At 66.7% G+C, this 24,091-nt stretch carries 22 protein-coding genes and 1 tRNA gene; 4 read left to right on the top strand and 19 right to left on the bottom strand.

Features of this window, described 5'->3' with window-relative positions; all coding sequences use genetic code 11:
* Positions 1-38 precede the first annotated feature (38 nt).
* The 3 genes from gltX to FB468_RS01025 form a co-directional block, all read right to left on the bottom strand.
* A complete protein-coding gene (gltX, locus tag FB468_RS01035) occupies positions 39-1,562 on the bottom strand; it encodes a glutamate--tRNA ligase (RefSeq protein ID WP_141885717.1) in 1,524 nt (507 codons plus the stop codon).
* A 34-nt stretch (positions 1,563-1,596) separates the two neighbouring features.
* On the bottom strand, positions 1,597-2,901 hold the full coding sequence (locus FB468_RS01030) for an MFS transporter (RefSeq protein WP_141885716.1): 1,305 nt from the start codon (positions 2,899-2,901) through the stop codon (positions 1,597-1,599).
* A gap of 69 nt (positions 2,902-2,970) precedes the next feature.
* Entirely contained in the window at positions 2,971-3,945 is a 975-nt protein-coding gene (locus FB468_RS01025) for a LysR family transcriptional regulator (protein ID WP_141885715.1), read from the bottom strand.
* An 82-nt stretch (positions 3,946-4,027) separates the two neighbouring features.
* Here FB468_RS01025 and FB468_RS01020 point away from each other — a divergent pair, with 82 nt between their 5' ends.
* The gene (locus FB468_RS01020) at positions 4,028-5,095 is read left to right on the top strand and encodes an aminotransferase class V-fold PLP-dependent enzyme (protein ID WP_141885714.1); all 1,068 of its coding nucleotides are present in this window, start codon (positions 4,028-4,030) and stop codon (positions 5,093-5,095) included.
* 280 nt (positions 5,096-5,375) lie between these two features.
* Entirely contained in the window at positions 5,376-6,386 is a 1,011-nt protein-coding gene (locus tag FB468_RS01015) for a hypothetical protein (protein ID WP_141885713.1), read from the top strand.
* A 96-nt stretch (positions 6,387-6,482) separates the two neighbouring features.
* Here the strand turns inward: FB468_RS01015 and rlmN are convergent, their stop codons facing one another.
* Positions 6,483-7,787, bottom strand: coding sequence for a dual-specificity RNA methyltransferase RlmN (rlmN, locus tag FB468_RS01010; RefSeq protein WP_141885712.1), 1,305 nt, complete (start codon positions 7,785-7,787; stop codon positions 6,483-6,485).
* A 79-nt stretch (positions 7,788-7,866) separates the two neighbouring features.
* Here rlmN and FB468_RS01005 point away from each other — a divergent pair, with 79 nt between their 5' ends.
* Positions 7,867-8,472: a hypothetical protein gene (locus tag FB468_RS01005; protein ID WP_141885711.1), complete on the top strand. Its 606-nt coding sequence runs from the start codon at positions 7,867-7,869 to the stop codon at positions 8,470-8,472.
* A 54-nt stretch (positions 8,473-8,526) separates the two neighbouring features.
* Here the strand turns inward: FB468_RS01005 and FB468_RS01000 are convergent, their stop codons facing one another.
* The 12 genes from FB468_RS01000 to FB468_RS00945 form a co-directional block, all read right to left on the bottom strand.
* Complete coding sequence (locus FB468_RS01000) at positions 8,527-9,315, bottom strand: fumarylacetoacetate hydrolase family protein (protein ID WP_141885710.1); 789 nt, start codon at positions 9,313-9,315, stop codon at positions 8,527-8,529.
* Between the two features lie 18 nt (positions 9,316-9,333).
* Positions 9,334-10,437: a branched-chain amino acid aminotransferase gene (locus tag FB468_RS00995; protein WP_141885709.1), complete on the bottom strand. Its 1,104-nt coding sequence runs from the start codon at positions 10,435-10,437 to the stop codon at positions 9,334-9,336.
* A gap of 55 nt (positions 10,438-10,492) precedes the next feature.
* Positions 10,493-11,554, bottom strand: a complete 1,062-nt coding sequence (locus FB468_RS00990) for a 3-isopropylmalate dehydrogenase (RefSeq protein ID WP_141885708.1) — start codon at positions 11,552-11,554, stop codon at positions 10,493-10,495.
* Positions 11,555-11,714: 160 nt separating this feature from the next.
* Positions 11,715-12,251: a hypothetical protein gene (locus tag FB468_RS00985; RefSeq protein WP_141885707.1), complete on the bottom strand. Its 537-nt coding sequence runs from the start codon at positions 12,249-12,251 to the stop codon at positions 11,715-11,717.
* 133 nt (positions 12,252-12,384) lie between these two features.
* Entirely contained in the window at positions 12,385-12,855 is a 471-nt protein-coding gene (locus FB468_RS00980) for a hypothetical protein (RefSeq protein ID WP_141885706.1), read from the bottom strand.
* A gap of 95 nt (positions 12,856-12,950) precedes the next feature.
* Positions 12,951-14,279: a hypothetical protein gene (locus FB468_RS00975; RefSeq protein WP_141885705.1), complete on the bottom strand. Its 1,329-nt coding sequence runs from the start codon at positions 14,277-14,279 to the stop codon at positions 12,951-12,953.
* Positions 14,280-14,846: 567 nt separating this feature from the next.
* Positions 14,847-14,919: transfer RNA gene (locus FB468_RS00970), tRNA-Glu, on the bottom strand.
* A gap of 121 nt (positions 14,920-15,040) precedes the next feature.
* Entirely contained in the window at positions 15,041-15,451 is a 411-nt protein-coding gene (locus tag FB468_RS00965; protein WP_141885704.1) for a phage holin family protein, read from the bottom strand.
* Between the two features lie 43 nt (positions 15,452-15,494).
* Entirely contained in the window at positions 15,495-16,706 is a 1,212-nt protein-coding gene (locus FB468_RS00960) for an AI-2E family transporter (RefSeq protein ID WP_246055668.1), read from the bottom strand.
* A 39-nt stretch (positions 16,707-16,745) separates the two neighbouring features.
* On the bottom strand, positions 16,746-18,173 hold the full coding sequence (thrC, locus tag FB468_RS00955) for a threonine synthase (RefSeq protein ID WP_141885703.1): 1,428 nt from the start codon (positions 18,171-18,173) through the stop codon (positions 16,746-16,748).
* A gap of 115 nt (positions 18,174-18,288) precedes the next feature.
* Entirely contained in the window at positions 18,289-18,780 is a 492-nt protein-coding gene (locus FB468_RS00950; protein WP_141885702.1) for a hypothetical protein, read from the bottom strand.
* Positions 18,781-18,903: 123 nt separating this feature from the next.
* The gene (locus tag FB468_RS00945) at positions 18,904-20,433 is read right to left on the bottom strand and encodes a GuaB1 family IMP dehydrogenase-related protein (protein WP_141885701.1); all 1,530 of its coding nucleotides are present in this window, start codon (positions 20,431-20,433) and stop codon (positions 18,904-18,906) included.
* Between the two features lie 139 nt (positions 20,434-20,572).
* Between FB468_RS00945 and mscL the strand changes: the two genes are divergently transcribed.
* Positions 20,573-21,028 (top strand): large-conductance mechanosensitive channel protein MscL, encoded by a 456-nt coding sequence (mscL, locus tag FB468_RS00940; protein ID WP_141885700.1) that lies wholly within the window; start codon positions 20,573-20,575, stop codon positions 21,026-21,028.
* A gap of 89 nt (positions 21,029-21,117) precedes the next feature.
* On the opposite strand, the gene FB468_RS00935 is transcribed toward mscL, so the two are convergent.
* The 3 genes from FB468_RS00935 to FB468_RS00925 all read right to left on the bottom strand — a co-directional run bounded on the left by FB468_RS00935 (position 21,118) and on the right by FB468_RS00925 (position 24,028).
* On the bottom strand, positions 21,118-22,518 hold the full coding sequence (locus FB468_RS00935; protein WP_141885699.1) for a dipeptidase: 1,401 nt from the start codon (positions 22,516-22,518) through the stop codon (positions 21,118-21,120).
* A 452-nt stretch (positions 22,519-22,970) separates the two neighbouring features.
* Positions 22,971-23,747: a glycerophosphodiester phosphodiesterase family protein gene (locus FB468_RS00930; RefSeq protein WP_141885698.1), complete on the bottom strand. Its 777-nt coding sequence runs from the start codon at positions 23,745-23,747 to the stop codon at positions 22,971-22,973.
* A 38-nt stretch (positions 23,748-23,785) separates the two neighbouring features.
* Positions 23,786-24,028, bottom strand: coding sequence for a hypothetical protein (locus tag FB468_RS00925; RefSeq protein ID WP_141885697.1), 243 nt, complete (start codon positions 24,026-24,028; stop codon positions 23,786-23,788).
* Between the last annotated feature and the right edge of the window lie 63 nt (positions 24,029-24,091).

Raw genomic sequence — 24,091 nt, 5'->3', positions numbered from 1 at the left:
TCCTGGCCGGCGGGCGATGTACGCCCACCGGCTCCCGACTACTCGCCCGAGAGCTGAGCTTCGAGGCGACGGAGGCGCGCGAGCGTCTCGTCGCGCCCGAGCAACTCGAACGACTCGAACAGCGGCGGCGAGACGCGGCGCCCCGACGCCGCCACGCGGAGCGCTCCGAACGCGACCCGGGGCTTGAGCCCAAGCCCCTCGATGAGCGCGCCCTGCAGTGCGGTCTGAATCGGCTCGGTCGCCCAGCCGTCCTCAGGCAGCGCTTCGAGTGCCGCGATGCTTGCGCGCAGTGTCTCGGGAGCGTCGTCCTTCAGCGACTTCAGCGCGTCGTCTTCGTAGACGAGCGCGGCGGAGCTGGTGAACAGGAAGCCGAGCATCGGAACGACCTCGGAGAGCACCGTGACGCGGCTCTGCACGAGCGGCACCGCGGCACGAACGGTCGCGAGCTGCTGCTCGGTCGGCTCGACGGGAAGCGCGCCGCCCGCAATGAGGTAGGGCAGGATGCGCCCAAAGAAGTCGTCCTCGCTGAGCAGGCGAATGTGGTCGGCGTTGATCGCGTCGGCCTTCTTCTGATCGAAGCGGGCCGGGTTCGGGTTCACGTCGGTGACGTCAAACGCCGCGATCATCTCGTCGCTCGTGAACACGTCGCGGTCAGCGGAGATCGACCAGCCCAGCAGCGACAGGTAGTTCAGCAGCCCCTCGGGGATGAACCCGCGCTCGCGGTGGTGCAGCAGGTTCGACTCGGGATCGCGCTTCGAGAGCTTTTTGTTGCCCTCGCCCAGCACGTACGGGAGGTGGCCGAACTGCGGGATCGCGGTCTCAATGCCGAGTTCGACGAGTGCGCGGTGCAGCGCGACCTGGCGCGGCGTCGACGACAGCAGGTCTTCGCCGCGCAGCACGTGGGTGATGCCCATGAGCGCGTCGTCGACGGGGTTCGTGAGCGTGTACAGCGGAGCGCCGTTCGGGCGCACGACAACGAAGTCGATCGTCGAGCCAGCGGGGAAACTGATCGGGCCGCGCACGAGGTCGTCGAAGCTCAGGTCCATATCGGGGATACGGAAGCGGAGCGCGGGCTCGCGGCCCTCTGCGCGGAACGCCGCGCGCTCTTCGTCGGTGAGGTCGCGGTCGAAGTTATCGTACCCGAGCTGCTTCGCGCGGCCGTTTGCCTCGTTGCGCGCATCGATTTCCTCGGCCGTCGAGAAGCTCTCGTAGAGGTAGCCAGCGTCCTTCAAACGCTCGGCGATCTCGCGGTAAATGTCGCCGCGCTCAGACTGGCGGTACGGGCCGTGGGGGCCGCCGACGTCGATGCCTTCGTCCCAGGTCAGGCCGAGCCAGCGCAGCGAGTCGAGGATCTGGCCGTAGCTCTCCTCGCTGTCGCGCGCCGCGTCGGTGTCCTCAATACGGAACACGAAGGTGCCGCCCGTGTGCCGGGCGTACGCCCAGTTGAACAGGGCCGTGCGCACCATACCGACGTGGGGTGTACCCGTCGGCGAGGGGCAGAAGCGAACGCGAACGTCGCTGCCGGTTGCGGTTGAAAACTGGGGTTCGACGGTAGTAGACATCGCACCCAGTTTAGCCGTTTATGGCGGGCTCGGCTCAGTGCTGCCTGGCGACTCGCAGCTTCGGGTACATTGACGCGATCGCGCCGAGCGCCAGCACCGCGAGTGCGACCAGCGCAAGGATCGAGAAGTCACTCACGGCGAACACGATTCCGGCGAGCACACCGGCCGCCGCGCCAGAGGCGCTCATGAACGTATCCGCGCGCCCCTGCCACTTCGGGCGCTCACCAAGCGCGGTGAGGTCGGTGAGCAGCGCCGCTCCCGCAACGGTCACGGCGCTCCAACCGACGCCAACGAGCGTCATCGCGATCTGCACCCAGAGGCTGTTCTCACCAGACAGGTAGGCGAAGTAGATCGCGACGAGCAGGATCACCCACCCGCCGACGATCACCGGCAACCTGCCGATCTTCCCGGCAAGGATGCCGAAGACCGGCGACAGGGCGTACATGCCTGCGATGTGCAGGCTGAGCGTGATCCCGACGAGCGCGTCGCTGCCGCCGTGGTGTTTCAGGTGCAGCGGGGTCATCGCCATGAGCCCCACCATGATCGCCTGCGCGGTACCGATGATGACGATCGCCAGTACCTTGGCGCGGCGTGAGGCGAACACCTCGGCCGTCGTCTCGGGCGCGTCAGCGGGGCGCGCCGCGACAGCCGCCGCCTGGATCTCCCGCGCCGTGAGCAGCGGATCGGGCCGCAGGCCGAAGAAGTTCACGCACACCGCCGCGAGCTGGGCGAAGAACGTGAACACGAACACGCCGGCGAGCGACGGCACCCCAATCGCCTCCCCCACGACAGCCCCCGGGCCCATCAGGTTCGGCCCGATCACGGCGCCGACGGTGATCGACCACACCACGAGCGAGAGGTCGCGGGCGCGGTTCTTCGGCAGTGCAAGGTCAGTGGCGGCGAAGCGCGACAGCAACTGCACGGCAGACGCAACGCCGAGGATCCCGATCCCGAGCGCGAGAACCCACCACAGCGCGAGCGCCGCTCCTGAGATCGCGAAGAGCGCGCCGACCATCGCGATCGAGCTGCCGAGCACAACGGCGGTGCGGCGCCCCTTGCGGGCCGCGATTCTCGCGAGTGGGATCCCGGCCGCGGCAGCCCCCGCGTTTGACATGGCGGCAGCGAGACCCGAGATCGCGTCGTTGCCGCTCACCTCGGCGAGGAGCAGAGCGCCGACCGAGGCCGACGCGCCGAACCCGAGACCACCGAGAATCGTCGCCGTCGACAGCACAATGAGCGTGCGCCGCTGGAGTGGGCCGCCAAGTTCGCGCGGGAAGCGGTCGCGGTATCCCGTTGGCTGCGTGTTGCGTGCGGGCTGCGCTGCCGCGTTCGTCGTCACTCGACGTCTCCTTGATGTGGTGGTGCGTTCGGCGGGGTGATGCTGGGGTCGGCGCGGCTGCGGCTCGCGCTACTGCGGGGCCGGTGTGAGCCCCCAGCAGGCGCTGTCGATGCCCGACAGGAGGCGCCTCGCGAGGCGAACCTGCGGGCTCTCATTTGCGGTCGCCATCGCGATGAGGCCGATGGTGCGGTGGCGCTGCGGATCCAGCTCGACGAGCACCGCCTCCTCGGGCAGCGTGCGGGCCGCAGCGAGCGCGAGGCCCGGTACGAGGGCGACCGCGCCTCCGGCTGCCGCCATCGCGAGCATTGCGGGCACGTTGTCGGTTTCCTGGATGATCTCGGGATCGAAACCGGCGTCGCGGGCGGCCGCAAGCAGGTGCCCGCGGCATTTCTCGCAACCGGCGATCCAGTGGTCTGCGGCAAACTCGCCGAGCTTCGCCGGGCCGCCTTCTGCACCGAGCCCCTCGAGCTCCGCAGCCCTGCGCTCGGAGACGACGAGGTGCACCTCCTCTTCCCAGAGCGGGAAGAACGCGGAGCCCGCGGGGAGCTCTGCCGCCCCCTCGTAGTCGAAGATGAGCGCGCAATCGACCTCACCGTCGCGCAGCATCTCGGTCGCCTCGGGCGGCTCTGCCTCGCGGTACTGGAGCGCGACCTCGGGGGCCTCTGCGGCGAGCTTGCGCATGATCGCGGGAACGATCGTCGCGGAAGCAGACGGGAAGCCGACGAGCCTCAGCGTACCGGCCCGCTCACCCCGGAGGTCGTCGATCGCGGCGAGGGCCGCGTCGATCTCGCTCACGACCGTGCGGCCGTGGTCTGCGAGGATGTTGCCGGCGGTCGTCAGCCTGATGCCGCGGCCAAAGCGTTCGATGAGCGGCACGGCAAGGCGCGTCTCCACGCGCTTGATGCGCTGGCTGACGGCGGGCTGGCTCAGGCCGAGCGCCGCCGCGGTCGCGGTCAGTGATCCCGTCACCGAGAGCGTGTGCAAGATCCGAAGCTCGGTCGAGTCGATCGAGCCGAGGGGATCGGTGGTTCGTGTCGCGTTCACAGCACCCACTATAACCCAGGCGCAAGTCTTTCATAAGAATCATTCCCTATTCTTATGTTTGGGTTGGTCATAGCCTGGCAGCATGACCACTTCACCGGCAACGCTGCCCACGTCACCAGACTTCTCGAGCCACTTCGCACCGACCCGCGGATACCTCTCGGCGTGCACCGGCGGGCTCCCCACGCACGAGACGCTGCGAGCCAGCCAAGAGTTCAACGACGCGTGGGGTCGGGGCGCGCTCGACGCCCGCGCCATCGGCGACACCGCTGAGCGAGTGAGGGGGCTCTACGCCACGCTCGCCGGAGTTGCAGCCTCGCGCGTCGCGCTCGGGTCTCAGGTATCGCAGCTCGTGTCGATCGTGGCAACTGGAGTGCCCGCCGGTGGCGAGGTGCTCTGCGCTGCGGGAGACTTCGCATCGCTCTCCCACCCGTTCGAACAGCTCGCCTCACGCGGCGTGACGGTCAGGTACGCGCCTGTCGCGTCTCTGGCTACCGCGGTGACGGAGTCGACGTCGCTCGTCGCGTTCTCGCTCGTGCAGTCTGCGACGGGTGAGGTTGCTGACTACGAGGCGATCGCGTCGGCGGCGGCCGCGGTCGGTGCGCGCACCTGCGTCGACCTCACCCAGTCGCTCGGGTGGCTGCCCGTCGGCGCGGCCCACTTCGACTACACGGTCTGCCACGCCTACAAGTGGTTGTGCTCGCCGCGCGGCACCGCCTTCCTCACTGTGAGGGAGGGCCTCGACGAGACGCTCACGCCGCTCGCCGCTGGCTGGTGCTCAGCTGACGACGTGTGGAGCTCGTGCTACGCGGGCCACACCCCGCTCGCCGCGGGGGCGGGGCGGTTCGACCTCTCCCCACTGTGGCCGCTCGTGCCGGGAACCGCGGCGGCCCTTGAGCTGTTCGTGTCGCTCGACTCTGCCGCGGTTCACGATCACGCGGTGGGGCTCGCGAACGCCGCGCGCGCAGTGCTCGGGATGGAGCCCGGCAACTCCGCGATTGTGACCTGGCCAGACCCTGACGGAGCCGACCTCGCGGCAATGCAGCAGGCAGGGCTCGTCGCCTCGGGGCGGGCTGGGAACGCGCGGGTGTCGTTCCACCTCTGGAACACGCCCGAAGACGTGGAGCTGCTGGCGGGGGCTTTGGGGCGGTAGGTAGGCTGGGCGGGCTGCCGGCCCTGCCCGCCGTCGCCGGCTGCCAGCTGCCGGCTGCCAGCCCAGAAGACTTTCTCTTCGTCTTGACGTAGTTAGACCCACCCGAAGTACGTCAATCCGCAGACAAAGTTGCGGGCCTGGGCACTGGGGCTGGGCTGGTTGTGGGGTTTGGGGCTGGTGGTTCGTCCACATATGGTGATCCCTGAATTGGGAGACCCGATTCTCCACAGGTGTGCGCACTCGCTCGAGCTGTCAGACCCGAAGCCTGCAGGATTGCCGCATGGATCGACGCCAGCACCCTCTGCCCGCCACCCTCGGCAACGTGTTCACGGCCGGCGCTGCCCGCGCTGCCGGTGTTGATAGCCGCCGCCTGCACGGCGATGACGTGGTGCGGATTGCCCCGGGCACCTACGCCCGGGTTGATGGCGGGATTGCCGGATACCCTCCAGGCCAGGACAGCGGCCGTCAGCCCCACCCGCACGAACGATGGCGGCAGTCGATCGCTCTCCGAGCGACCAAGCTCCGTGAGGTGATGAAGCCGCACGCGTTTTTCTCGCACCACACAGCCGCGGTGCTGTGGAGGCTCCCCGTCGCCCCACCGTTAGGCGACGCCCAGCTTCGCGTTGACGTTGCCTCGTGCGAGGGAAAGCGGTCTCACGAACTCTGTGGCGTCAAGTACCGGACGCTGTCGCCCAGGCAGGTCAGAGTGGTCGTGCTCAGAGGCATCCCAGTGGTAGACCCAGCAACGACATGGGCGCAGCTCTCACCTGGCCTCCCGCGCTCCGACGCGGTTGCACTCGGTGACGCCGTACTCCGGCACCCGCGATATCCGGGAACCAGCCGGTACAAGCGCGACGCTTTGGCGACGCTCCCCCAGCTCGAACAAGCAGCCACCACGCCATACCGTCGCGGCGGGCACTCGCTTCGGGAGACACTGCCGGCGCTCACGCACCAGAGCGCCTCGCCGCCCGAAAGCCACATTCGCGTGTTGCTCGAGGCGTGGGGAGCACCGCGACCAATGCTCGACTACGACGTTTACTCCCCCGACGGGCGTTTGCTCGGCTGCAGTGAGTTCGCCTATCCGCACCTGAGGCTCGCGATCGAGTACGAGGGCGAGCACCACTTCAGTCTGGCGAACCAGTTCGTGCGCGACGTCGAGAAGTACCAGGCGTACGCCGAGCACGGGTGGCGCGTGCTCAGGGTCACGAGCTCACTGCTCTACCGCCAACCGCTTGAGCTCAAACGGCAGCTCTTCGCGGCCCTCAGCCAGCGCAGGGAGGTCAGCAGTTAAGCAGTGGTCTGGCGTCGCGAGGGCAGCGAAGCACTGACCAGGCGTTGGCAAGGCAGTGGCAAGGCAGTGGCTGGGCAGCGGCCGGGCAGCGAAGCGCTAGGCCGTGGCGAACGCCTCCGCGTCAGCGCGATCCTGCTCGGTTGCCACGAGCTGGCCGCACGCGCCGTCGATCTCTTTGCCCCGGGTGTCGCGCAGCGTCGTTACGACGCCGGCAGCGTTCAGCCTGTCGACGAACTCCCGCGTGACCTCCTTCGTTGAGGATGTCCAGATCGAGCCGGGCGTCGGGTTGAGCGGGATCGGGTTCACGTGCGCCCAGCCGCGCCCGCGCTGGTTCAGCCTGTCAGCGAGCAGGTCCGCGCGCCAAGCGTGGTCATTCATGTCCTTGATCAGCGCATACTCGATCGAGACACGCCTGCCGGTCTTCTCGTAGTAGGCGTACGCGGCGTCAAGCACCTCGTCGACCTTCCACCGGCTGTTGACCGGGATGAGCTCGTCGCGCAGCTTGTCGTCCGGGGCGTGCAGCGAGAGCGCGAAGGTCACCGGAATGTCCTCGTCCGCGAGCTTACGAATAGCGGGCGCGAGGCCAACAGTTGAGACCGTGATGCCACGTGCGCTCATGCCGAGCCCCTCGGGCGACGGCGCCACCATGCGACGCACAGCGTTCATGACGCGCTTGTAGTTCGCGAGCGGCTCGCCCATACCCATGAACACGATGTTGTTCACGCGCTCGGGCTCGGCACCGTTGCCAGCGCGGCGCTTGTGTCCAAGCCCACCCTCGGCGATGAAGCGGTTCGCCTGGACGATCTGGTCAAGGATCTCGGCGGTCGACATGTTGCGGGTGAGGCCAGCCTGCCCCGTCGCGCAGAACGGACAGTTCATCCCACAGCCGCACTGGCTCGAGACACAGAGCGTGATGCGCCCCGGGTACCGCATGAGCACCGACTCGACGAGCGCGCCGTCGAACAGGCGCCACAAGAACTTCACGGTGTTGCCGTCGTCGGTCACAAGCTTCTTCACCTCGCTCAAGAGCGGCGGGAAGAACGCCTCAGCGAGTTCGTCTCGCCGGTCCTTCGGCAGGTCGGTCATCTCTTCGGGAGACGTCGTCCGGTGCTCGAAGTAGTGCACCGAGAGCTGCTTCGCGCGGAACTTTGGCAGGCCCATTTCGACGACCTTCGCTTCGCGCTCAGCGAGCGTCATGTCGGCGAGGTGCGTGTCCGGCTGCTTCACGCGCGGGGATGCGAACTGCAGCGTCGGGCGACCGTCGGGGTTGGTGATCTGCGTCCACCCCTCGGTCTTCGGCCGCACCTGGGGTCGCCGAGCGAGCCCGCCAGTATTCGGGCGAGTCTTAATGAGCTTCGACTCGCCGGTGGGCGGGGTGTGGTTGAGCTTGTTCGGATCCATCGTGCTCCTATTGTCTCACCTCACAGCTGATGCTGCGCCCGGCCCCTAAAATGGGGGCAGCACCGATAGGAGGAGCCCCGTGGACCGCAAGACCATCAATGCCGAGTTCCGGCGGCAGTTCTTCCCGCTCTTGAACGCGGGCGGATTCGTCCGGTCGGGCGACGTCGCCCGCCGCGTGCTCCCCGGAGGCGTCACGCACGTCGTCGAAATTCAACATCGCCCTCGGGCCGACGTCTTCCAGGTCGGCCTTGGCGTGCACTTGAGCCCGCTCGACGAGGTCGCTGCAACTTCGAGCACCCCTGCCGACCAACTCCGGGAGCACGACTGTGCCTGGCGTAGCTCGATCATTTCAGGCTTCCGCAACGGCTCCGATGCCGAGTTCGCCTACGGCCAGAGCGCAGCCGAGGCTGCTGAATCTGTCGCGTTCTTTGTCTCGGAATGGCCGCGTCAGTCAGAGGAGCTCTTCGGCCCGCTCACCGCGTTCCCGGAGGATTTCCGAACCGGCGCCGAGGCTGCCGCATCGGACGAGAGCATGCACCCCGCGCACCTCCTCACCTGGGCCCGGGTCGCGGTGCTACTTGAGGACGGCCAACTTGCCCGAAGCATTTCCGCGCAGGCACTCCCCCGAGTCCCAGAGCGAGCGACGAGTTTGCGGGATGATCTGGAGGGCCTCAGCCAGGGCTGAAACAGCTGAGTCCCCCACGGATCAGTGAGGGACTCAGCCGGCACGCGCGGCGCGCTATGCGACGGTGTTGCGCAGGATCCCGATGCCCTCGACCTCAACCTCGACGACGTCACCGGCCTCAAGCAGCCCGACGCCCGCCGGGGTGCCTGTCAGGATCACGTCGCCCGGCAGCAGCGTGAACGCCTGCGACGCGTGCGCGACGATGCGCGCAAGCGAGAAGATGAGCTGCGACGTCTTGCCGTCCTGGCGCGTCTCGCCGTTCACTCGCGTCGTCACCCGCACGTCAGAAAGGTCGGGGTCCGTCTCGATGACCGGCCCGAGCGGGCAGAACGTGTCGAAGCCCTTGCCGCGCGTCCACTGGCCGTCGGCGATCTGAATGTCGCGGGCTGAGACGTCGTTCGCGCAGGTGAAGCCGAAGACGTACTCGAGCGCGCGATCCTCAGGGACGTCCTTCGCGATCGCACCGATCACCATCGCGAGTTCGCCCTCGTGCTCAACCCGATCCGAGATCGCGGGGCGCACGATCGTGCCGCCCGGGCCAATAACCGAGGTGTTCGGCTTCAGGAAGAGCAGCGGCTCTTTGGGCGCGTCGCCGCCCGTGACACCCTTCATCTCCTCAATGTGGTCGGCATAGTTCTTGCCGACGCACACAATCTTCGAGCGCGGAATCACGGGGGCGAGCAGCCGCACGTCCTCGAACCGGAAGCGCTTACCCGTCGTGTCGTAGCCCGCGACGATGGGGTCGCCTACGAGTTCGACGATCTCGACGCCGTTGCCATCCTCCGCTGGGTCGAGAATGCCAAACGAGATCTCGCCGTCAGCCTCAAATCGTGCGATCTTCACTGCCACTCCTCCAGTGCGTTAGGCGGCGACGCCGGCGGTCGGGATCTCGGTGAGCCAGCCGTGGCGATCCTCATGGGTGCCGTACTGAATCCCGGTGAGCTCCTCGCGCAGGGACAGCGTGAGCTCTCCCGGAGCCTTGTCGCCGAAGTCGATCGTGAAGTCGGGCGACTTCAGCTGCCCGATCGGCGTGATGACGGCCGCGGTGCCGCAGGCGAACGCCTCGACGATCGACCCGTCGGCGACTCCCTCCCGCCACTCGGTCACGGTCACGGCCCGCTCCTCGACGGCGTATCCGCGATCCTCCGCGAGCTGAATGAGGCTCTTGCGCGTGATTCCCGGCAGAATGTTGCCGTTGAGTGCCGGCGTGAGCAGCGTCTTGTCAGCGCGAACGAGGAAGAGGTTCATGCCGCCGAGTTCATCGATAACGTCGGGGTTGCCCGCGTCGGTGAAGAGCACCTGCTGGCAGCCGTTCTCTGCGGCGACGTTCTGCGGGAGCAGCGAGGCGGCGTAGTTGCCGCCGCACTTCGCGGCGCCGGTGCCGCCATGGCCCGCGCGCGCGAAATCCTGCGACAGCCAGATCGAGACAGGCTTCACGCCGCCGGTGAAGTACGGGCCGGCGGGGCTCGCGATGACCATGAAACGGGCGCGCTGGGCAGCCCGGACGCCGAGGAAGCTCTCATCGGCGATCATGAACGGGCGCAGGTAGAGCGACTGGTCGGCGCCGCGGGGCACCCACTCCGAATCGATCTCGACCAGGCGCTTCGTCGCCTCGACGAACAGCTCGACGGGAAGCTCGGGCAGGGCGAGGCGCACCGCCGACTCGTTCAGGCGGCGCGCGTTCTCCTCCGGGCGGAAGATCACGATCGAGTCGTCGGCGCGACGGTACGCCTTCATTCCCTCGAAGATCTCCTGGCCGTAGTGCAGCACTGAAGACGCGGGGTCCATGGCGATCGGGCCGTACGGCAGTACCTGCGCGTCGTGCCAGCCGTCTGCCGCGGTCCAGATGATTGAGACCATGTGGTCGGTGAAGTGGTCGCCGAACCCGGGGTTCGCGAGGATCGCGTCACGCTCTGCTGCGGGAAGGCGCTCGGCTTCGGTAAGGGTGAAGGTTGAGTCAGTCATGACACGCCTTTCTGGTCAGTGTGAGAAGTGTGGGTGGCTGTCGCCGGGGGTGTGGTTAGGCGCGGGCCGGGATCTGCGCGATGATCGCGTCGCCGACCTCGGTCGTCGAACGAGCCTGGGCTCCCGCCGCGGCGCGGTCGGCGCGGACGGCCGCGCGCAGGCGCTCTGCCTCGGCGTCAAGCCCGAGATGGTCGAGCATGAGACCTGCCGAAAGGATCGCGGCCGTGGGATCGGCCTTCTGCTGCCCGGCGATGTCGGGTGCGGAGCCGTGTACCGGCTCAAACATGCTGGGGAAGGTTCCGTCGGGGTTGATGTTGCCCGATGCCGCGAGACCGATGCCGCCGCCGATGGCGCCGGCAAGGTCGGTGAGGATGTCACCAAAGAGGTTGTCAGTGACCAACACGTCGAACTGTGCTGGGTTTTGCACCATGTGGATCGTTGCCGCGTCGACGTGCATGTAGTCTACTGCGACTTCGGGGTACTCCTCGCGCACCGCTTCGACAACGCCCTGCCAGGTGGCACCAGCGTGCACGAGCACGTTGGTCTTGTGCACCCAGGTCAACTTCTTGCGGGGGCGCGCCATCGCCGTCTCGAACGCGTAGCGAACGACTCGCTCGATGCCGAACGCGGTGTTCACCGACACCTCGGTCGCGACCTCTGCCGGGGTACCCGGCCGTAGGCGGCCGCCGTTACCGACGTAGGGGCCCTCAGTGCCCTCACGCACGACGACGAAGTCGACAGTGCCGGGGTTCGCGAGCGTCGATTCGACGCCCGGGAACAGCACGCACGGGCGCACGTTTGCGTAGTGCTCGAAGTCGAAGCGCAGCTTCAGCAGTAGGCCACGCTCGATGTTTGCGGAGCGGAGGCGCTCGTCTCCGGGCACGCCGCCGACCGCGCCGAAGAGGATCGCGTCGTGGCTCGCGATCGCGGCCTGCTCGATTTCAGGCAGCGTGTCGCCGGTCTCGAGGAAGCGCTCGGCGCCGAGCTTGAACTCGGTGCGCTCAATCGTAATGTCGCCCCCAGCTACGACCGCGTCAATGACGCGGTTTGCCTGCTCGATCACCTCCGGCCCAATACCGTCGCCTGGAATCACTGCAAGCTTGATCGTGCGGGTCACTACGTGCTCCTCGTTGTGCGTTGAAATGGTGGTTCAAGCATACTCCCGAGGGGCGCTACTCAACCGCGCTCCCCTTCCGCCGCGCGCGGCCACCGCCAGTCCCAGATCCGCGTGGCAGACGTTCCGGAGGGCTCCGCAAGCCCCGCACCCGTTTCGCCGGTCAGCACCCCTGTAGCAGCGCAGCATACTGAGCGTGGGGGAAGATCTCGGCGAAGTTGAGAGAAATCTCACCATTGACCTCCCCGAAGAACTCGGCGCCATCTTGCACGATGTCCGTAAACTCCGAGACAGCTTCTCTCTCTGAAGGGTACGAGCAACCCTCTACGAGTCCCTCCACCGCCGTATGCTCGACCTCCGAGTTGGTGACAACGAACCAGGCGGTACCGTCTTCAAAACCCGGCGCCGCGTCCTGGGACTCGTACACGCATGCTTGCCCAAGCAGCCGCCTCAACTGAGGCGGGTTGATCACACTCGGGGACACAGTTTGAAACGGCCCGTCGTCGAGGTCCATCAGGTCAGACTCGGAGAGCCCCATGCCGCTGGCCAGGAGAAGCGTGTTGAACCTCGAATTTACCTCAGAGGCCGGCGCACACCCAGCCGCAGATCCAAAGGGCAGCCCGGAGAGGCTCGTGCAGCCAGACACCCCAGTTAGCACAAGCAGAAATGCGGGAAGCGCTATAACAGTTTTCCGAAACATGACCGATCTCCTTGCCACACAACTCGGCGTACTCGAACTGGCTTTGACGGCGTTACACCGGCAGTCACGGGAGCAGGGCTACCGCTGGGTATTCACTGTTTGTGACGCAACAGTGGCGTCGCGATGCGCGCCATCAGTACCGAGCATCGAGGTCGATGTCAGCTGGGGTCTCCACACACGGGCTAAAACTCGACACCGAGACCGTTTTCAAACCTTCACGATTGGGCTCAGTGCTAACACGCACGTAGTACTGGTAGCCGTCCGGTGAAGTGAAGACGACCAGGGTACTCGTGAGTGGATCATCGAGCTGATCTCCCGACCGCGTGCTCCAGCCAGACTTTGCGGCGTAGTTTGCTCGGATCTCTTCGACTATCGTTTCCAGGTCCGTCTCGGCGGCAGCCAACGCACGCCAGCGGCCTGCAAGTTGCACTCCGCTATCCGAGGTAATCGGCTGAGCATCCAATACGTTGCACGACATCGCCCTGCGTGGTGGCGAAATGCCGTAATCCTTGACGATGATGTCGGACGGCACGAGCTCTCTAAACCGCTCAAGCTCAGCATCTTGGGTTGCGCGGAGTTCTGCGAGGCTGATCTTTGGAAGCACGTATTCCTCCTGGGGAGATAAGTCGGGAGCACACCCCGAAGCTGACAGCATGACACCACACACGAGCGCGACAAGAACCGCTGAACTACGGATAATCATCTTGACTCCTCAAGGATTCCTACAGCTCGTTCCAGCGGCTCGGCGTTGGTGCCAGGTCCTTGAGCGATGCGGTTATGCGCAGGAATCTTACCGGTGCCCTCACCGTCAAAGATGTGTTGCGTAAACACACCCGTCAGCTTATGCGGGGTGCCGTGAACCGCGAGATCGTCAAGCAGGTTGATCGCCTCGTTGTCGTACTGCATGTGATGGTATTTTGTTCCTTCGACCGGACTCCAGCCCGGCATGACATACGAGCCAGACAGCGAGATGACGTTGTCAAATTTCACCCGTTTACGCTCAGCGGCCGTGGTGATCGTCAGCCCGGCGCTGTGCGTGATCCCGTTCTGCGGAATCGCCCCACCGGTCGGGTCCAGCCCAATCACACCGTTTTGGAACGAAGCAACCTTGTCACCAAGCGCCTGCATTGCCGCAGCGCTGGAGTTGCGGCGGCTTCCGGCCCACGTCGCCCACGGGCCATCCTTGTAGACGAACGCGACCGTTTCGCCCGCGCTCTCTTCCACGAGGTGTTCTGCAAAGGCCTGGATACTGCGCCCGTAGAAGTCCTTCATGCTCGCTCCCGTGCCAGGGATATACGTAACTGTGTTTTTGGTAGCCGGGGTGAGTGTCCCTACCATCTCAATGATGCGATAGTTCGCCGGGTCACTCGACACGAGTATTCGGGAACCCTTTGCGACAGCCTCCCAGTAGGTTCGCTCGTTCTTCGTGAGGTCAGGTCTGCTTGCGAAGTAATTCGCGGTCAACGCGTTCGCCTCAATTCGGGTAGAGATCGGGATCCCGTCGAGGTTGCCAATCACTAATGGCACCGACGCAAGTAGCTTCGCACGCTGCGCTTCCGTCAGGCCTGCCCACCACAGCCCCACGGCTTCGGGCGTCGGAGTAGCTTTGAGCTGCCCGCCGGGCTTAAACGGGTCACCAAACAGCTCTTCGAGTAGCGGGTGATACCGGTTGGTCCCGATACGCGCGTCATACTTCGCGAGAGCGGTCTGAATGACCGTGTTCGGGAGGGATCCCAACCCCCCAGCCTTCTCGAACGCCTCCGCGATATGTCCCACCCAGACGACGTCGAGCTGGTTCTCGCGCAACATCGCGGTAAATCCGTTCAGAAACGAGATCGTCCCGAACCTCACCCAGCCGCAGTTTGCCGTAAATCCAGACCATGCGGTCTGCGTGCGCAAGATCAAGTCGTCCATTGCGGTGTTCAGGCCACGACTCTGTGTCGCAAACGCACGGAGCTTCTCTGGATCAGCGGAAGACTTCCCGGGGCTGCTCCCGCCGGCGCGGGAACGCTGTCCCTGTCGAAACACCGCCGTGATTGTCGGAGCCGCTACCCGCGGGGTGGAGGGCTCAGGATCACCTGCTGCCTCCGCCGCGTACTCGCTTCCAGTTGGATCTGCCGCCTGGGCCGCAAGCCTCTGCTCCTCACGAGCACGCCACTCAGCTCTTGCTTGCAGGCGTGACCGCTCCTCCTGCGCTTTCACGCGGGCACCATCTACCTGGTCCGCGACCGCGTGCAGCGCCCCAGCTAAGCGACCACGATCCTGCGATTCAGTCCAACATGCCAGGCCAAACGCTACCGCATACGCGCCCGCAAAATCGGTCGCAGCCGCATGCGCCGCATCACTACGAAGCACGGCCTGCGACCGCAGTTCATCAGCAACACTCCGAACTGTCTGAGAGAGCGCCCCAGCAAGCCCGTCATCGAATTCGATGTCACTCATCGTCCGCCCTTCAGCCCATCAGATCTGCAAACGGCCCACAGATACAAAAGGGAGAAACCGGACATCCGGTTTCCCCCACTGCCTGGCAACACTACACCAACGCCGAGCACAAACGAAGAAAGCCTCACCCGAAGGTGAGGCTTTCTTATCCGGTGACCCCAGCGGGATTCGAACCCGCGTTACCGCCGTGAGAGGGCGGCGTACTAGGCCGCTATACGATGGGGCCGGACGCTGTTGTCTCCTTCCGGCCTAGGCCGTCGTTGACAACTCATATATATTCCCACGTACCCCGCCCCTGCGCAAATCGAGGGCCCAAAACCGGTGCACCCGCGCGTGTTGCGCCGCCGCTACTTCTTGGAATGCGCAATTTTCCTCGCCAAATCGCGCTTCTCGAGCCTGCGGTCGATCACGAACTTTCCGACGATCCAACCGCCGAGCGCGGTGATGACCCACACGATGGCGGGCGCAAGCAGCCAGGCCTGCAGGCCGGAGATGACGATGCCTCCTTTGAACAGCGTCGCGATCCACAGCGCGAGCAGCGTAGCGACGAGGCCGACTCCCCCGGTCAGCGGCGCCGCGTAGCGCTCCGCGAGCTTCATCACGACCGGGCGGAGGATCGCGTGCGCGAGCGTGAAGACGCCGAGCGCGATGAAGAACCCGGCGAGGTGGAGCGTCACGCCGGAGAGCGCGAAGTGGATCACCACGAGCGCGATCGCGGCGAGCACGATCTGCGCGAGGATGTTGAGGAGAAAACGCATGGCGTCCTTTCGGGTGCGGCGGCGCACCGTGCGCCGCCGGAGATTACGCGCGCTGTTCGCGCGGGCGGAAGGGCTTCGCGGGGAGGTTCGGGCCGTCCCACACCTGGATGATGCCCCAGGCAACGGCGGCGATCGGCACGGCGAGCACCGCGCCGAGCACACCGCTGAGCACCGTGCCAATCGTCAGGGCGAGCAGAATCACGAGCGAGTGCAGCTTGAGCGCGCGCCCCATAAGTACGGGCTGCAGGAAGTTGCCCTCGAGCTGGTTCACGAGCACGACGACGCCGACGACGAGCACCGCGCTGATCGGTCCGTTCGCCACGAGGGCGACAAGGGCGGCGAGGATGCCGGCCACGGTCGCACCGACGATCGGGATGAACGCGAGGATGAAGACGAGCGCCGCGAGCGGCAGGGCGAGCGGCACGCCGAGGATCACGAGGCCGATCCCGATACCGATCGCATCGACGGCGGCGACGGCCGCCGTACCGCGCACGTACGATCCGAGCGTCGACACGGTCTTCGCGCCTGCGCGTTCCGCCCGAGCGAGAGCGTCGCCGCGGAACGGGCGGAGGATAAACTGCCAGATTTGCGGGCCGTCTTTGAGGAAGAAGAAGAGCACGACAATCATGAGCACGAGCCCCGTGACGAAGCTCGTGATCGCCCCAACGCCGGCGAGCGCGCCCGAACCGAACTGTGAGCTCGTGACGAAGTCAACGACGGCGTCCTGCCACTCAGAGATCTGCTCTGAGCTGGGTGCGAACGGCAGCGTCTGCACCCAGGCGACAACCTGTTCGAACCCGCTCTGCGCTTGCTCTGCGAGTTCGTCCCACTCATCGCGAACGGCCCAGACGATGAGCCAGCCGACGCCCGCGAGGAGCAGCACGATCGCGAGCAGTACGAGCACCGTCGCGAGCGCGGAGGGCACGCGCCGCTCCCGGAGCCAGCGCATCACCGGCGCGAACGTGCTCGCGAAGATCAGGGCGAGCAGGATCGGGATGAACACCGTGCTCAGGGTTCGCAGCCCGAACACCACGGCCGTCGTCAGCACGAGCACGATGATGACCTGCAGCGAGCGGGTCGCGATCATGCCGAAGGTGTCACCCCAGGCCCCGCCTGCGCGCGACCTGGCCTCGCTCGAGGTCGGATCGGGCTTCGATGGCTCGGTGGCGCCGTCGGACGGCACGCGAATGCCGCTCCGGCGCTCTAGTTCAACAATGCGTCGTGTGAGTACCTGCTCTGTGCGGCGTCCGAACACTGGAAACCCCTCCTAGGTGCGGTCCATGTGTTGTGGAGTCTACGCGCGCAGAGCCCTTGCCGCGACGAATTCGCGCAGCGCGCCCTCATCGTTACTCATTTCCACAACGTGCTGCGGCAGGTCGAGGAGGCCCGCGAGCTCCGACGGCATCCCCAGGCGCTCCCCCGTCGCCTCAAGCACGATCTCGGGGAACTTCTCGGGCTTCGCGGTCTCGAGCACAAGCATCGGCACGCCAGCCTCGACGTGCTCGCGGGCAACCTTCACGCCGTCGGCGGTGTGCGGGTCAATCATGACACCGCTTTCCTCGCGCACCGAGCGAATCGTCGCAACGCGGTCGGCGTGCGTGCTCGTGCCGCTCTGGATCCCGAACTCACCGACGAACCGCGGCAGTTCGGAACTCAAGTCGATCTTGCCCGTCTCCTCGAGCTCGCGCCACGCAGCGTTCAGGCGCTCAGGGTCGCGCCCGAGCAGGTCGAAGATAAAGCGCTCGAGGTTTGACGCCTTCGAGATGTCCATCGACGGGCTCGACGTGAGGTAGGTCTCTGCCGAGGCCCGCGGAGCGTAGACGCCGGTGCGGAAGAAGTCGTCGAGCACATTGTTCTCGTTTGCAGCGAGCACGAGGCGACGAATCGGCGCGCCCATCTCGCGGGCGTAGTGCCCGGCGAGGATGTTGCCGAAGTTGCCAGACGGAACCGTGACCGAGACCTTGAACGTCTCGCGCTCTTCTGCGGTGAGCGCGTCGCTCGCACGGAGCCACGCCCAGAAGTAGTACACCACCTGCGCGGAAATACGGCCGAGGTTGATGGAGTTCACCGCGCCAATGCTGTACTCGCGCTTGAACTCGAGGTCGCCCGCGATCGCCTTCACGAGGTTCTGGCAATCGTCGAAGACGCCGTCGACGGCGATGTTGTGAATGTTCGCGTCGTCGAGGGAGTACATCTGAGCGCGCTGGAAGTCACTCATGCGCCCCTGCGGCGAGAGCATAAAGACCGAGACGCCCTCCTTACCACGAAGCGCGTACTCGGCCGCGGAGCCGGTATCACCCGACGTTGCGCCGACGATGTTCAGCGTGCGCCCGGTCTTGCGGAGCACGTACTCGAGCGACTGCCCGAGGAACTGCATCGCCATGTCCTTGAACGCGAGCGTCGGCCCCTCTGAGAGCCCGAGGAGCGTGATCGAGTCGCTGATGGTCGTGAGCGGCACGATCCCGGGAGAGAAGGCCTCTTCGCGGTACGCGCGCTCACACATCGCGGCGAGTTCAGGGCCGGGGATGTCGGTCGCAAAGAAGCTGAGGATCTCGGTGGCGAGCTCGGCGTAGCTCAGGGAACGCCAACTCTCGATCCGGTCAAGGGTGATCTCGGGCATGGTCTCGGGAACGGCGAGTCCACCGTCGGTCGCAAGCCCTTCGAGCAGCGTCGCGCTGAAGGGTGCGGGGGACATCCCGCCGCGGGTCGAGATGTATTCCACCAAAGCTCCTTGAGTGCACTTCGAGTTTTGAGAGCGCTGCAATCTACGCAGCTAGGCTCCCTAGTCTAACGACCCCCGCGCACCCATCGGCCATATTCGCGGCCCGGAGGCGCCGCTAGGGGTTCGGGCAGAGCGCAACGGCGTCGTCAACGACGGCCTGCACGCCCGCACCCGCCGCGGCGATCTCGGTCATCGCGTACTCGCCGCCGAGCATCGCCTGGCTCATCAGCGCCACCTGCTTCGAATACTCGGTCGCAATCGGCGCCGCCTGGGGGTTGCCCACCTTCACGAACTCGGCTTGCGACTCCGAGACAATCCGCGGCAGCTCGCGCGCAAGCTCTTCTGTGTCTTTCAGGTTGAGCGCCGATGCGCCCTCCTGGTGGATTGCGGAGCCCGCGTACAGCAGCGTGCACGCCTCCTCGAGCGACTGGCCCGGGTCGCCCGCGGCGGCGGGCATCGGAAACTCAACTGGCTCCTCGGCAGCCGGCTCTGGCGTCGTCTCGACCGGAGCAGGCGAGCTCTTCGGCGGCTCCGACGCCTCAGGCTTCTCTGGCGCGGCCGACGAACAACCGACCAGGGCGGCTACCGCAAGCACAGTCAGTGACACCCCAAACGCCCGACGCAGCGCCCCTCTGCGCTGAATTCCGGACACTGTGGACGCTGATGCTCGTAGGCCTGTCATGTAGGAACGGTACCAAGAATCCGAGCTAAGGTCGAACGTCCGCTCTTTCTACCACGACACGGGCAGCGCCTTGCCCTCCTCGTACCCGGCGGCAGACTGCAGGCCGACGCGCGCGTTCACGTGGAAGTCCGCAAGCGACGCCGCGCCAGCGTAGGTGAACGACGACCGCACGCCCGACGTGATCATGTCGACCAGATCCTCGACGCTCGGGCGCTGCGGATCTAGGTAGATCTTCGACGACGAGATACCCTCGGCAAAGAGTTCCTTGCGCGCGCGCTCGAAGGCGTCAAGCTTCGAGAACCGGCCCTGCACTGCCTTCGTCGAAGCCATGCCCCACGACTCCTTGTACTGGCGGCCGCTCGCGTCGGCAAGCAACTCCCCCGGCGACTCGGCGGTGCCGGCGAACCACGATCCGATCATGACCGATCCCGCGCCAGCGGCGAGCGCGAGCGCGACGTCGCGCGGGTAGCGCACGCCGCCGTCTGCCCATACGTGGGCGCCGAGTTCACGAGCCGCCTGCGCGGTTTCGAGCACGGCGGAGAACTGCGGGCGGCCGACGGCCGTCATCATGCGGGTCGTGCACATCGCACCGGGCCCGACCCCGACCTTCAGGATCGTGGCGCCTGCGCCGACGAGGTCGACGACGCCGTCGGCCGTGACGATATTCCCCGCGACGATCGGGAGCCCGAGCCCGAGCGCGGAGATCTCGCGCAGCGCCCGAATCATGCCATCCTGGTGTCCGTGCGCGGTGTCAACGACAAGCACGTCGGCGCCCGCGGCCGCGAGCGCCTTCGCCCGAGCGGCCGGGTCGCCGTTGATGCCGACCGCGACAGCGACGGCGAGGCGCCCGCCCCCGTCAACGGCCGGGCGGTAGATCGATGCCCTGAGCGCTGACCTGCGCGAGAGCGTGCCGCGCACCCGGCCTTGCTCGGCGATAATGACGGCCTCGGCGCCGGTATCGCCGCTCCCCGTGAGGGCAGCATCGACGGCGTCGAACATCGCGCGGGGCTCACTCGCAGCCGAGCCAAGCTCACCGAGCTCAAGCACCGGGACCCGGCCAGTCGCAAGATCGCCAAGCTTGGCGTCGCCGGGCAGCTCGGCGAGCCGCGTCGCGGCGAGGACGCCGAGCACGCGCTCCGCCGGGAATGTCTGCCCGGGCTCGGAGCCGCCGGGCAACGCACCCGCGTAGGCCGAGCCGCCCTCGACGACCACGACAACCTGCCCCTCCGCCGCGGGTACCTGGCGGAGGGCATCGGCTGCGGTCTGCTCGGGCCCGAGCACGATCGGGGTGTCGAAGCCCACGGGCTGCGCCTTTACCCACGCGATCGCGTCAATGAGTCCCGTCTCGCTCATATCCTGCGGCAGCACCCCGAGGCCGCCGCGGCGCGCGAGCACCGCCGCGAGCCTCGGGCCCGTCACCGAGTTCATGTTCGCGGAGACGAGCGGGACCGTGGCGGGCGTGCCGTCGGTGGGCGCCAGGTCGACCGCGAGGCGGCTCCCGACCGCCGACCTCCGAGGCACGAGGAAGACGTCTGAATAGGTGAGATCGAGCGTGGGCTGGGCACCGATGAAGTCCATAGGCACAGCGTACCCCGGGCCCCGGCGGCGTGGCTGGGTCTGCGACATGAAGCGAATATGCTCGCGCGCGGCCAGGATTCGCAATACATTAGGTGCGAAACACCTGCACTGGTTCACGGTTCACGCAAAGGGGAAGCACATGTTTAAAGGTTTCAAGGAGTTCCTGCTCCGCGGCAACGTCATCGACCTGGCGGTAGCTGTTGTCATCGGTGCAGCGTTCAACGCGGTCGTCGAGAAGGTCGTGTCGTCGCTCATCACGCCGCTCATCGGCATGTTCTTCAAGGCTGACTCGCTCGACACCGCGCTCATGGTCGAGCTGCCCAACGGCGGCACCATCGCTTTCGGCGCGCTGCTCGGCGCCCTCATCAACTTCATCATCGTCGCGGCGGTCGTCTACTTCGTCTTCGTCATGCCGATGAACGAGCTCCGCAAGCGCACCACGACCGCGGTCGAGGAGCCCGTCGTGGAGACTGAGCAGGAGCTGCTCAGCGAGATCCGCGACCTGCTCAAGGCCCAGAACGGCGCCTCGGCGGCCGCTCCCCTCGCCGCACCCGCTACCCCGGCTGACCCCGCGGGCCCGGCTCACGCGGAGTAACACGCGCCCGGGCTCAGCGTCCGAACAGCGAGAGGGGCTGGTGGATCATGATCCACCAGCCCCTCTCGCTGTTTCCGGTCGCGCGGAGGCTACAGCCCGTCGTTCATGCGGGCGAGGAAGATCGCCTCGGTCGCGAGTGCCTTCTTGTACGACGCGAGGTGCAGCGACTCGTTCGGCGAGTGCGGGCGCCCGTCGGGGTCCTCGACGCCGGTGACCAGGATCTCGGCCTTCGGGAACTCGTCAACCAGATCAGCGATGAACGGGATCGACCCGCCGATGCCCATGTCGATGGGCTCGCGGTCGAAGCCACCCGTCATCGCCGCGCGCATGTGCGCGACCGCGGGGCCCGAGGTGTCGACGCTGAATGCCTGGCCGAGGCCCGGATCCTCAAACGTCAGCTTCGCGCCGAACGGCGCGTGCTTCGTGAGGTGGCCCGTGAGCGCGTCGTAGAACTCCTGCGGGTCTTGACCCGGCGCGACGCGGGCCGAGATGCGCACGAGCACGCTCGGGATGAGGGTGTTCGAGGCGTTCGCGATGTTCGGCGCGTCGATGCCCGTCACCGTGATCGCCGGCTGCGCCCACATGCGCGATAGGATCTCGCCGCGACCGATGGGCGAGACGCCGTCGAGCAGGCCCGACTCCTCACGCAGACGCGCTTCGTCGTACTCAGGGGTGGTGAGGTCGGCGCTCGTGAGGCCCTCGACGGCGACCGAGCCGTCCTCGTCCCACATCGTGCCCAGCAGCTTCACGGCCGCGAGCATCGCGTCGGGAACGGCGCCACCGAACATGCCCGAGTGGGTCGCGTGCGCCATCGTTTCGATGCGCACGTTGAACGCGACCGCGCCGCGGAGCGCGACAGTGAGGGCTGGGGTGTCGACATCCCAGTTGCCCGAGTCAGCGACGATGATCGCGTCGGCCTCAAGCTCCGAGCGGTTCTCGCGCAAGAAGTTCGCGAACGACTGCGACGCCCACTCCTCTTCGCCCTCGATGAAGACGGCGAGGCCGAGGTCGAAGTCCTCGCCCTTCGCCTCGATGAGCGCGCGGATCGCAGCGACGTGCACCATCACACCCGCCTTGTCGTCGGCTGCGCCGCGCGCGTAGAGGCGGCCGTTGCGCTCCGTCGGCTCGAACGGTGGGGTGTCCCACTCCTCTTCCTTGCCGGGAGGCTGCACGTCGTGGTGCGCGTAAAGCAGCACGGTCGGGGCGCCGTTCTTCGCAGGGCGGCGCGCGATCACCGCGGGCTGACCGAGCTCGGGGTCAGCCTCGTTCTCCTGCCCGGCCACCGGCGCGCGCCTGATGTCGACGAACTCGAAGACGCCGGTCGAGCGCATGAGCTCGGCGACCTTCTCTGCGCTCTCCTGCACGTGCGCGGGGTCGAACGCGGGCCATGACACCGACGGAATGCGCACGAGTTCGCACAGCTCCTCGATCGTGGTTTCGAACGCGGTGTCAACGTGCTGCTTGATGACTGTTTCGAGCTGTTCGCTCATCGGGTCTCCTTCGTAGCCGGTGGCGGCACGCGTCTTCGCGGCTCGCCCTCTTCAATCCTTAAGCCTATCGATGCGCCCGTCTGGTTTGATGGTGTGGTCGGACAGTGTTGGCTGCCGTCCACCATTCAGAATCACTCACACAAAGGACACATCATGTGCGCACGCGTAACCTGCGAGAACTGCTCGAAGCCGACCTGGGCCGGCTGCGGCGAACACATTGAAGATGCGCTGCAGGGTGTGGCGCTCGCCGACCGCTGCAGCTGCGCACGGTAGCAGAGAGGCGCGCGAGCCCCGCAAGCCCCACGACCCTCGAGCCCCTCGAGCCACAAACCCCCGAGCCCACCTTCCTCGCCTCAACACACCCTAAAGTGCGGGAGGAAGGTGTGCTCACGCGAAGAACGTGTGCAGGCCGGGTCTAGCCAGGGGCCCGGTCTAGCCGGGCCCGCCAGCCCCTAGGGTCGAAGCGCCGCGACCGCGAGGTCGGTGCGGTCGGTGATGATGCCGTCGACCCCCAGCTCAACGAGTTCGCGCATCTGGGTAGCCTCATTGACCGTCCAGATATGCACCTCAACCCCTCGCGCGTGAGCGGCGCGCAGCAGGCCGGGGCTCAGCACCCTGACAGGCCCCTGGCGCACTGGAATCTGCAGCGCGTCAAGCCCGGCGAACGCCCGGTCGAGCAGCGAGGATGAGCGCATCGCGACGGCGGCGAGCACCTTCACGGTGGCGGTCTGCCCGGCCCCCGTCGCCGGTCTTCCGCCCGCGGCGTCCGCTGCGGCGAGCGCCTCAAGCCGCAGCCTGTCGGAGAAGCTCCCGACAAGCACGCGCTCGGGCCCGAGCGCGCCAATGAGCGCTCCGGCGGGAGTCGCCACTTCTGCCGACTTCATGTCAATGTTGAACCGTGTGCCCGGAAACTCTGACAGCGCCTCTTCGAGCGTGAGCAGCCCGCCACGGTCGGCCATGAGCGAGGCGAGCTCGGCCTGGGAGACGCTTGAGATGCGGCGCGGGTCGCCGAGCGTGCGCTGGAGCGTGCTGTCGTGAAAGAGCACGACCGTTCCGTCTGCCGTGAGCTGGCAGTCAGACTCGATGAGGTCAGCCCCAGCGCCGAGCGCCGCTGCGATCGCAGCCCGCGAGTTCTCCGCGACGCCCTGCGCGGCCGCGCTCTCAGACACGTACCCGCGATGCCCGAAGATTCTAGGCTTCGGGCCCTCCGCGAAGAATGGGTGCAACATGACTCCAGCTTAGGGCGGGCCGCCCTCCTGGCGAAGCGTTAGCGCAGGATCGCGGAGGTCTTCGCAGCGCCTCCGGCGTCGGCCCCGTTAGCGCCCGTGCCCGCGTCCACGGACGTCGAGACGGCTCCAGCCCCGACGGGCTTCACGGTGAGCGCCGTGCGCGTGGCGCCGTCGATGAGCAGGAAGCCGCCGATCGCAGTGAGCAGAGCGACGAGGCAGGCGGTAACGAGTGCCGCGGCGACGAACGTGGGCGGCTGCTTCAAGACCTCGGGGAAGTTCATGCTTCCATACTTCCGGGGCAGGGCGCCGAGCGCCTCACCCCGGAGTATGAACCGCGTGGTACC

It is taken from the genome of Leucobacter komagatae (genome assembly GCF_006716085.1).
Classification (GTDB): Bacteria; Actinomycetota; Actinomycetes; order Actinomycetales; family Microbacteriaceae; genus Leucobacter; species Leucobacter komagatae.
This window is presented reverse-complemented; position numbering and strand designations above follow the sequence as displayed.